The organism is Microbacterium sp. ISL-103 (genome assembly GCF_018613995.1).
GTDB lineage: Bacteria > Actinomycetota > Actinomycetes > Actinomycetales > Microbacteriaceae > Microbacterium.
In genome coordinates, this window is the sequence record NZ_JAGGPD010000186.1 from 1 (window position 1) to 5,092 (window position 5,092).

Annotated in this window: 7 protein-coding genes, 1 tRNA gene and 1 pseudogene; 7 read left to right on the top strand and 2 right to left on the bottom strand. The window is 67.0% G+C overall.

Annotated features, from left to right (window positions below; genetic code table 11):
- The 4 genes and pseudogenes from J7E68_RS07690 to J7E68_RS07705 all read left to right on the top strand — a co-directional run.
- Positions 1-587: pseudogene (locus tag J7E68_RS07690) on the top strand (MFS transporter); the annotation flags it as partial.
- Positions 587-2,176 (top strand): amidohydrolase, encoded by a 1,590-nt coding sequence (locus tag J7E68_RS07695; protein ID WP_215171410.1) that lies wholly within the window; start codon positions 587-589, stop codon positions 2,174-2,176. The pseudogene J7E68_RS07690 and the gene J7E68_RS07695, both read left to right, overlap by 1 nt.
- Before the next feature lie 219 nt (positions 2,177-2,395).
- Complete coding sequence (locus J7E68_RS07700; RefSeq protein WP_251048759.1) at positions 2,396-2,680, top strand: hypothetical protein; 285 nt, start codon at positions 2,396-2,398, stop codon at positions 2,678-2,680.
- Positions 2,681-2,735: 55 nt separating this feature from the next.
- Positions 2,736-3,011, top strand: a complete 276-nt coding sequence (locus tag J7E68_RS07705) for a hypothetical protein (RefSeq protein WP_215171414.1) — start codon at positions 2,736-2,738, stop codon at positions 3,009-3,011.
- Between the two features lie 82 nt (positions 3,012-3,093).
- On the opposite strand, the gene J7E68_RS07710 is transcribed toward J7E68_RS07705, so the two are convergent.
- A complete protein-coding gene (locus tag J7E68_RS07710) occupies positions 3,094-3,261 on the bottom strand; it encodes a hypothetical protein (protein WP_215171417.1) in 168 nt (55 codons plus the stop codon).
- Positions 3,262-3,430: 169 nt separating this feature from the next.
- Positions 3,431-3,507 (bottom strand) — tRNA-Pro (locus tag J7E68_RS07715).
- Between the two features lie 117 nt (positions 3,508-3,624).
- On the opposite strand from J7E68_RS07715, the gene J7E68_RS07720 reads away from it, so the two are divergent.
- The 3 genes from J7E68_RS07720 to J7E68_RS07730 are packed head-to-tail and all read left to right on the top strand — an operon-like array spanning position 3,625 to position 4,880.
- A complete protein-coding gene (locus J7E68_RS07720; protein ID WP_215171419.1) occupies positions 3,625-4,209 on the top strand; it encodes a GNAT family N-acetyltransferase in 585 nt (194 codons plus the stop codon).
- A complete protein-coding gene (locus J7E68_RS07725; RefSeq protein ID WP_215171421.1) occupies positions 4,206-4,403 on the top strand; it encodes a hypothetical protein in 198 nt (65 codons plus the stop codon). The genes J7E68_RS07720 and J7E68_RS07725 overlap by 4 nt, the downstream gene beginning before the upstream one ends.
- Before the next feature lie 21 nt (positions 4,404-4,424).
- Positions 4,425-4,880 (top strand): hypothetical protein, encoded by a 456-nt coding sequence (locus J7E68_RS07730; RefSeq protein ID WP_215171423.1) that lies wholly within the window; start codon positions 4,425-4,427, stop codon positions 4,878-4,880.
- Positions 4,881-5,092: the final 212 nt, after the last annotated feature.

The following is a 5,092-nucleotide window of genomic DNA, read 5'->3' on the forward strand; positions in this document are numbered from 1 at the left end:
CGCGCACCGTCACCATCGCGGGCTTCGGGCTTCTCGTCGTGTTCGCCCTCTGGGCAGCAAGCGAGGACTCGCTCTGGGCCATGGCCGGAATCATGGGAGCAGAGCAGACAGGGCTCACCCCCGAGGGCCTCGGCCTCGCCCTGAGTGGCGCGACTGCGGGCGGTCTCATCGGCTCCGTGCTGTTGATGATCGTCGGCTCGCGGCTCGGACGCGCGGTGCCACTCGGCATTCTGCTGGTGACAGGGGGCGTGCTCAAGATCGTCGAAGGCTTCACCACCGACGCGACCGCGTTCATCGTCGTGTTCATCGCATGGAACACCGTGTACGCGATCGCCTTCATGTACTTCGTCTCGACCTCGGCCGCCCTCGATGCCGACGGCCGCTGGTCGGGCCCCCTGCTCGCCGTCTACCTCGTCGGCTCGGCACTCACACCCGTCATCGGTGCCGCGCTGGTGGGCGTGCTCGGCTTCCAGGGCTTCGCGATCGCTCTCGGTGTCGCGAGCTTCGTGCTGGCCGTGCCTGCGAGCGCCATCGCACTGCTGTCGACGCGTCTCGAGCGCACGACCCTGACCACGGAGAACGTCTGATGCCCCGCACGCTGTACCGCAATGCCCGATTCTTCACGGCCGACGACGTCGCCTGGGCGGAGGCCGTCGTCGTCGACGACGGATTCTTCACCTTCGTCGGTGCGGAGGCGGAGGCGCCGACGACCGATTCGGTCGTCGACCTGGACGGGCGCACCGTGCTCCCCGGGTTCACCGACGCGCACACCCATCTGCTCATGATGGGCGAGGCACTCGGCCAGGTCGGGCTCACCGATGCACGCTCGCTCTCCGAGATCCAGCAACGGCTGCACCAGGCGCGGTCTGCTGCAGCCGGCGTGCTGAGGGGGCGAGGGTGGCTCTTCGACTCCATCCCCGGCGGCGCACCGACGGCCGCGATGATCGACGCCGTCGTGCCGGATATCCCCGTGTACCTCGACGCCAACGACTACCACTCCTGCTGGGTCAACACGGCGGCTCTCGCAGAGCTCGGGATCACCCGCGCCACCCCGGACCCGATCGGCGGACGCATCGAGCGGAACGCGGCGGGCGACGCCACCGGGATGCTCTACGAGACGGCAGCCCAGCAGTACGCATGGGCGCATCGCGACGCGACGACCACCGACGACCAACGGGACGCCGCGGTCGTGCGCGTCGTCGCGGCGTATCTGGAATCCGGCGTGACCGGAGCCGTCGACATGGCCTTCGACGGCCTCGCCCTGGCGGCGCTCGATCGGGCTGTCGGCCGGGGAGCGCTGCCGCTGCGGATCGCGGCGCATTGGTTCATCGCGAACACGGGCGACGATGAGCAGAACCTGGCGCAGGTCTCGGAGGCGATCGAGCGCGCAGGCGCCGAGACCGACGGCGCTCGAGTCATCGGCATCAAGCTCGTGCTCGACGGCACCATCGACGCCTGTACTGCGGCGATGCGAGCGCCATACGCCGACGGCACGAACGCCGACCTCATCTGGCCGGCGGAGCGACTGCTGCCGGTCGTCGCCGCTGCCGACGCCGCCGGTCTGCAGATCGCGATGCACGCGATCGGCGACGAAGCCAGCACGCTCGCACTGGATGCGATCGAGCACGCCGTCACCGTCAACGGCGAGATCCCGCGCCGCCATCGGATCGAGCACCTCGAGTATTCCGCTCCGGGGACGGCCGAACGCATGGCGCGGCTCGGCGTGACCGCATCCATGCAGCCGGTGCATGCTGACCCGGCGATCTTCGCGAACTGGGCGGCGCAGCTCGGTGATGAGCGAGCAGATCGTGCGTTCGCGTGGTCCGAGTACGAGGATGCCGGTGCACTGCTCGCCTTCTCGACTGATGCGCCGACGGCCCCGCACCAGGCGCTGGCGAACATGTATGTCGCTGCGACACGTGCATCCGCTCTCGATCCCGACATGCCCGCCGTGCAGCCGCAGTACGCGTTGCCGCTCGACCGAGCGATCGCTCATGCGACGCGGGATGCTGCGGCGTCCATCGGCGATGGCGCCTGGCGCGGCCGCATCACGGTGGGTCACGCGGCTGACTTCGCCGTGCTCGACAGCGACCCGTTCTCGGAGGGTGATGCCTCGCTGCTCACCGCACGAGTCGTGCGGACGGTGATCGCGGGACGCACCGTCTACGACAGGTAGAACCCCTAGCGCACCAATGATGCGTACTTCTCTTCCGCGAGGCTTGAGGTGATTCGAATGTCCTTGTGCCGATATACCGGTTTTTCTATAATTCTGGTGAATTCTCTGGCGGGCAGAGGACGCCCGTCGGTCAGACGGCGACGTCATCCCGTCTGGACGCGGTGCGTTCCTCTCCAGCCGATCCCTGTCGATAGTGATTGGAGTGTTGAGATGTCCACGATGCCCGATCCCCGGTTCGAGCTCCGCAAGGTCACGGAGACCGAATGGCTGATCGTCGACCACCGATACGAACCGCACGACGCACGCCAGACGGTCGCCTGCATCTATCAGGTGGATGCCGTCGAAGTCGATGTGCTGTGGATGCGCGATCTTCCTCTGGCGAGCTCATATATGTCGGCCGAGGAGGTGCTGCACGATCTGCAGCGATTCCACAATCCGCCCAGTCGTTCCATGGCGCCGTTCACCATCCCTCATCTCCCGCCTCTCGCGACCGCGGCGAGTTGAACAGGGCCTCGGAGAGGCTCGGGGCGGCCGACGGATCGCGGCATAGGCTGGCCTGATGCTCCACGCTCTGATCCGCCCCGTCGAGTCCAGCACGGCAGACGTCATCGGCACCACGCTCGCCGAGGTGATCGTCGAACTCGATCAGCACCGCAAGCCCGGGTTCGACCTCGTGTCTGCGCCGGTGCGGATGCTCAAGGGCGAGGCGAAGATGGAGGCCACCGGCACGTTCAAGCGGGTCGACGGTGTGCGGGAGATCGATGCGGAAGACATGACAGCGCTCAAGGCCAAGGTGCCCGACGGGTGGCTGATGCTGACCGTGCGTCACTCGTAGTCGCTCGACCCCAGACCGAAGAAGACCCCCAGCCGGCCTGCGCCGGTTGGGGGGTCTTCGCTGTTCTGAGGACAGGGGCGATTCAACCGCCCGACGGGTTCTCGAGCGGCTTGCCGTCGTCGTCGGTCGTCTCGTCTTCGAGGATCTCGTCGGTGCTCTTGGAGTTCGACTCGTCTGGCGCGCCACCGGAGGCGGTGTCGGCCTCTTCGTCGGCGCCCGGGGTTCCCTGCGTGTTCTGCGGATCGCTCATTGCTTCTCCTCTGTCGATGCGGGTTCGTGTGTGCGACGCTACGCGCACAGCCCGTATCCGATGAGGGGGTTGACGGGAGCGAGATCCGCGACGATGCTCCATGGATTGTCATCGGGCATGGAAAAAGCCCCGGAGTTCCGCGTATTTCTGCGGTTCTCCGGGGCTTCTCTGGTCGGGCTGACAGGATTTGAACCTGCGACCCCTTGACCCCCAGTCAAGTGCGCTACCAAGCTGCGCCACAGCCCGTTGTTCTGCACTCTCGCGCAGGCAACTCCCCTATCTTAGCCCCACCCGGCCGCGCTCCGCGAACCGAGTGAGCGCCGGGCGTTGCGGGGTGTCGGAGGCCCGGCGTAGCGTCGCAGCATGGTGACGATCACGACCGAAGTGGCGACGACCGCCCGGTGGGACGACGTTCAGCATGCGCTCACGGGCGGCGGCGATGGTGCCAGCTGCCAGTGCATCTGGCCGATGCTCAGCAACAAGGACTGGAACGAGACGACCACGCCTCAGCGCACCGAGATGTTCCGCGACGAGATCGCGCAGGGGCCCCCTCCGGGCCTGATCGCGTACGTCGACGGCGAGGCCGCAGGGTGGATCCGCATCGGACCGCGCATCAGGCAGGAGCGTATTCCCCGCACGCGAATGATCGCGGCTGCCTCTACCGAGCCCCTCGACGATGAATCGGTGTGGGCCGTCACCTGCTTCGTGGTCCGACGGGAGCACCGCGGATCCGGCATCAACCTCGCACTGCTCCGCGCAGGTGTCGAATACGCCCGCTCTTCCGGGGCGAGGGTGATCGAAGGCTATCCGGTCGATACCGGCGGCGAGAAGAAGCGAACGAACGACCTGTTCCACGGCACCCTCGGAACGTTCTTGGCTGCGGGGTTCGCCGAGAAGACAGAGATGAAGCCCGGCCGCACACTCGTCGAGTTGGAGCTGGGCGCATGACCGGCGATTCCGAGCTGCCGGCAGCGATGGGCGACGTCGCTCGGCGAGGACTGGCGCTGAACGGCTTCACGCGTCTCGATCAGCTCGACGGCGCATCCGAGAAAGAGCTCCTCGTGATTCACGGCGTCGGGCCGAAGGCCATCCGCATCCTGCGAGAGCAGCTCGCACTCCAGAGTCGCGCGCTGTCGCCCTGAGCGACCACTAGCGTAGGTGACATGAACGACGAGCATCCGATCATCGAAGACGCTGAACTCGGCACCGTCGTCCGGGCGACGACCGAACTGGCTGACGGCACGGTCCTCACCCACGACTGGTACGCAGCCGGAACGGTCGTCAGCGGTGCTCCGCTCGACCTGATGATCGAGGGTACGACGACCGACGAAGCGAGTGCTCTGCTGCCCCGTGTCCACCAGACGATCGCCGCCCTTCCCGTTCTGCGGCGCCTGGCGACCGATGCCGTCGTGGCGGCCTTCAGCACGCGCACCCCCGAACAGCACGAGCTCGACGATGCTGCGACCGACCTCACTCTCGAGACTCTCGAGGCGTCGGCCGACGGGACCGTCGTCCTGCACTTCATCGACTCGTGCGGTGAACACTTTCCCGAAGGGTATTGGCCCGCCGTGCATCTCGGCGCCGACGGCCAGATCACCCAGGTGACCGTCGAGTCCTGATCGGCCGATGGCTCACCTCGCCCGCCATACGATGGGGGGATGCAGAGCCACCCCACCGCCCCGCCGCCGTGGGCATTTGCTCCGTACATCACGGTGTCGACGATTCATGTGTCCCTGCTCGCACTGCAGAATCCCGGCGCTGGCCCGACCAAGTTTCTGCTGATGCCGCTGCCCGCGATTCCGGTCCTGGTGTCGCGCCGCAAGATACGTTC

Coding starts and splice junctions, on each gene's coding strand:
- J7E68_RS07695 (WP_215171410.1), top strand. CDS start 587: ATGCCCCGCACGCTGTACCGCAATGCCCGATTCTTCACGGCCGACGAC.
- J7E68_RS07700 (WP_251048759.1), top strand. CDS start 2,396: ATGCCCGATCCCCGGTTCGAGCTCCGCAAGGTCACGGAGACCGAATGG.
- J7E68_RS07705 (WP_215171414.1), top strand. CDS start 2,736: ATGCTCCACGCTCTGATCCGCCCCGTCGAGTCCAGCACGGCAGACGTC.
- J7E68_RS07710 (WP_215171417.1), bottom strand. CDS start 3,261: ATGAGCGATCCGCAGAACACGCAGGGAACCCCGGGCGCCGACGAAGAG.
- J7E68_RS07720 (WP_215171419.1), top strand. CDS start 3,625: ATGGTGACGATCACGACCGAAGTGGCGACGACCGCCCGGTGGGACGAC.
- J7E68_RS07725 (WP_215171421.1), top strand. CDS start 4,206: ATGACCGGCGATTCCGAGCTGCCGGCAGCGATGGGCGACGTCGCTCGG.
- J7E68_RS07730 (WP_215171423.1), top strand. CDS start 4,425: ATGAACGACGAGCATCCGATCATCGAAGACGCTGAACTCGGCACCGTC.